General features: G+C 47.8%; 2 protein-coding genes and 1 pseudogene. All 3 read left to right on the top strand.

Annotated features, from left to right (window positions below; all coding sequences use genetic code 11):
* Positions 1–322 precede the first annotated feature (322 nt).
* Complete coding sequence (locus KGB14_RS24345; protein ID WP_001673158.1) at positions 323–853, top strand: MbeB family mobilization protein; 531 nt, start codon at positions 323–325, stop codon at positions 851–853.
* 6 nt (positions 854–859) lie between these two features.
* Positions 860–1,093, top strand: a complete 234-nt coding sequence (locus KGB14_RS24340; RefSeq protein ID WP_000137437.1) for an MbeD family mobilization/exclusion protein — start codon at positions 860–862, stop codon at positions 1,091–1,093.
* Positions 1,094–1,573: 480 nt separating this feature from the next.
* Positions 1,574–1,786 (top strand): annotated as a pseudogene (locus KGB14_RS24335) (hypothetical protein); the annotation flags it as partial.

The raw sequence follows: 1,786 nt of genomic DNA, 5'->3' as shown, positions 1-1,786 counted from the left end.
TACTACGACCGGGCAGACAGGCCGAGAATTGATGCCTGGCAGACGCTGGTGAATCACCATTACGGTCTGCATGACCCCAACGCCCCGGAGAACCGCCGGACGCTGACCCTTCCTGATAACCTGCCGGAAACGAAACAGGCGCTTGCTGAGGGCGTCACACGCGGGATAGACGCGCTTTACCATGCCGGAGAGATAAAAGGCCGTCAGGATGTGATTCAGGCGCTCACAGAGGCGGGGCTTGAAGTGGTCAGGGTGACGCGAAGCAGTATCAGCATTGCAGACCCGAACGGCGGGAGGAATATCAGACTGAAAGGAGCGTTTTATGAGCAATCTTTTACAGACGGGCGCGGAGTTCGAGAAAAAGCTGAAAGAGAGAGCCGAATCTACAGAGAAAATGCTGAACGACGAGTTCAGGAAGCTCGAAGAATCTGTAAACAGGGAACTGACCTCAAACGAATCTTTAATCAGGAACGCTATCAACGACCATACAACAGCCCTGAAAGAACTGCTGGAGAGGTATCAGAAAACGACCGTCGATACGATGGACGCGCACTGGAAAACCGTACTGAAAATGAGCGTGAAACGCTGGCTGTGGCTGATTATCGTCTCAGTACTGATGTTTGCCACGACCGGGAGTCTGCTGTGGTACCAGGGCATGAAGATAAACGCGAATATGAATATTCTCCGCGAGCAGAAAGAGAGTCTGGAGAAGCTGAACGCGAAGACATGGGGCGTGCGTTATCACGAGGACAGCAACGGACGTTTTCTGGTGTTGCCGAAGGGGATGAAAGCCGAAACGAACTGGACGAAGGACAACGGCAAACTGAACGCAGTGAGACTGGTGCAGGAGTGACAGAGCATGACGGAGCTGGAAAGACATTTGCTGAACGCATTAGAGCAACTGCAACAGGACTATATGCAGCGGCTGAACGAATGGGAGAACGCCTTCGTGGAATTGCAGAAAATGTTTTCGCTTACGCAACGGGACAACGCGATGCTGAACGGGCGAGTCATGCAGTTGAGTCAGCAGGTGCAGCACTTGAGCGAGCGGACAGAACGCTTGAGCCAGTTATACAGCGAGAACAGGAGATAAGGGATGAACGGCTGATGCAGGAACGCGAACATGAGTTATCTCTGGAGCGGGAGCGTCAGCCGGAAATCCAGGAGCGGACACTGGATGGCCCTTCGCTGGGATGGTGAAACCATGAAAAATGACGTGTTCAGTGGATTAAGGCGGGCTAATGTGGCCTGTAGCATCTGGTTGCATAGGTATTCATGCGGTTAAAATTTATCAGGTGCGATCGCGGCAGTTTTTCGGGTGGTTTGTTGCCATTTTTACCTGTCTGCTGCCGTGATCGCACCGAACGCGTTTTGGCGGTGCGTACAATGCGACGTTATGGTAAATGGAGCGGATTTTCAGGAAGGAGTGATACTAACAACTCGAACACTGTGCAAATAATGATTTTTTTAAAATATCGGTAACGATAATAAATTATTTCGTTTTACGCCGGTAATAAATATAATGTAGTTTCAGTATATAAAAAAATATATGAGGTGTCTTGTGGGAGCTTTCATGAATCTTCAACAACGTATAAATAAACTACCACAATTATCATCCAGTTTTTCATTTGGAAAAGATATTGATAATATTCATTCATTTATCTTTAACGAAACTTCTAAAGATAAAATTGAAGATTTACTAAGAAAATGGGTGTCAGGCAATCAGCCCTGTGTATTTGGTAAATTGGCAAGCAAGAAAATTAAAGGGCTTGATTTCCATTTATCT

Source organism: Pseudomonas sp. A-RE-19 (assembly GCF_019956555.1).
GTDB lineage: Bacteria > Pseudomonadota > Gammaproteobacteria > Pseudomonadales > Pseudomonadaceae > Aquipseudomonas.
Note: the sequence above shows the minus strand (reverse complement) of the source record. Positions and strands in the feature narration are given on the sequence as shown.